This is a genomic window from Kitasatospora sp. A2-31 (genome assembly GCF_022288725.1).
Classification (GTDB): Bacteria; Actinomycetota; Actinomycetes; order Streptomycetales; family Streptomycetaceae; genus Kitasatospora.
Genome location: NZ_JAKNTA010000285.1, coordinates 1 through 1004, shown reverse-complemented (window position 1 = coordinate 1004; position 1004 = coordinate 1). Strand labels below are relative to the sequence as shown.

Sequence of the window (1004 nt, the reverse complement as noted above, 5' to 3'; positions counted from 1 at the left end):
CAGTGGGGGGGGTGGTCCCCGCCGCTGCCGCCGTACTCCTCGGGCAGGGTGAGGCCGAGGAAGCCCAGCTCGCCGAGCCTGCCGATGACCGCGCGGTCGACGGACTCGGCGCGGTCCCAGGCAGCGGCGTGCGGGGCGATCTCGCGGTCGGTGAAGGAGGCCGCCAGGTCGCGGACGGCGGTCTGTTCCTCGGACAGCTCCAGGTTCATCGAGACCCCGTTAAACTAGCGCTGCAAGTTTTATGGGGGGACTGTAGCCCCGACGGGGCTCCGCTGGGAAGGGCCGCCTGCCAGAATCGATCCCCACCCCCGGGCGACCCGCGGCCAGACACGCGGGAAGCCGCCCGACCCTCACCCGACCGGAGGAACCGCGCCGATGGCCCGCCCGCGCACCCCGCTGCTCAGCCGTGAGCGCATCGTCACGGCCGCGCTCCGGCTCGTCGACGCCGAGGGGCTGGACGCACTCTCCACCCGGCGCCTGGCCACCGAGCTGTCCGTCAGCGGGCCGTCCCTCTACAACCACTTCGGCACCAAGGACGAGCTGCTGGACGCGGTGGTGGACGGGGTGATGGGTGAGGTCGACCTGTCGATGTTCACCCCGGGGGCGCCCTGGCCGGAGGCGCTGCGGGCCTGGGCCCGCTCCTACCGCGCGGCCCTGGCCGCCCACCCGAACATCGTCCCGGTGCTGGCCCAGGGCCCCGGACGCCGCCCCAACGCACTGCGGCTGGCCGACGCCGTCTTCGGCTGCCTGGTCGAGTCCGGCTGGCCGCGCGGGCAGGCCACCCGGATCGGTGCGCTGATGCGGTACTTCGTCACCGGCTCGGCGCTGGCCTCGTTCGCGGCGGGCTTCCCGGAGGACGCCGGGCTGTACGACGCGGCCGACTACCCCCACCTCGGCGAGGCCCACCGGCTCGCCGAGCACCGGGGGGCGATCGACGAGGGCGCCTTCGAGACCGGACTGGAGGCTCTCCTCGACGGGCTGGCGCTACGGTTCGAGCGCACCGT

2 protein-coding genes are annotated in these 1004 nt (G+C 74.2%); one reads left to right on the top strand and one right to left on the bottom strand.

Features of this window, described 5'->3' with window-relative positions; genetic code table 11:
* Window positions 1-209: acyl-CoA dehydrogenase family protein (locus MCM47_RS41485; protein ID WP_238951921.1), on the bottom strand; the 209-nt coding region annotated here is incomplete at its 3' end.
* 166 nt (window positions 210-375) lie between these two features.
* Between MCM47_RS41485 and MCM47_RS41480 the strand changes: the two genes are divergently transcribed.
* On the top strand, window positions 376-1004 hold a 629-nt coding region (locus tag MCM47_RS41480; RefSeq protein ID WP_238951920.1), incomplete at its 3' end, for a TetR/AcrR family transcriptional regulator.